This is a genomic window from Citrobacter amalonaticus, assembly GCF_018252635.1.
Lineage (GTDB): Bacteria > Pseudomonadota > Gammaproteobacteria > Enterobacterales > Enterobacteriaceae > Citrobacter_A > Citrobacter_A amalonaticus_E.
This window is the reverse complement of sequence record NZ_JAGTXM010000066.1, coordinates 1-307: the sequence shown is the minus strand read 5'-3', so window position 1 is coordinate 307 and position 307 is coordinate 1. Positions and strand designations below refer to the sequence as shown.

Annotated in this window: 1 rRNA gene; it reads left to right on the top strand. The window is 52.4% G+C overall.

The features are described 5' to 3' along the window. Positions 1–307: ribosomal RNA gene (locus tag KE671_RS22730) — 23S ribosomal RNA — on the top strand; the annotation flags it as partial.

The following is a 307-nucleotide window of genomic DNA, read 5'->3' as shown; positions in this document are numbered from 1 at the left end:
GTGGGAAACGATGTGGGAAGGCTCAGACAGCCAGGATGTTGGCTTAGAAGCAGCCATCATTTAAAGAAAGCGTAATAGCTCACTGGTCGAGTCGGCCTGCGCGGAAGATGTAACGGGGCTAAACCATGCACCGAAGCTGCGGCAGCGACACTATGTGTTGTTGGGTAGGGGAGCGTTCTGTAAGCCTGTGAAGGTGTATCGTGAGGTATGCTGGAGGTATCAGAAGTGCGAATGCTGACATAAGTAACGATAAAGCGGGTGAAAAGCCCGCTCGCCGGAAGACCAAGGGTTCCTGTCCAACGTTAAT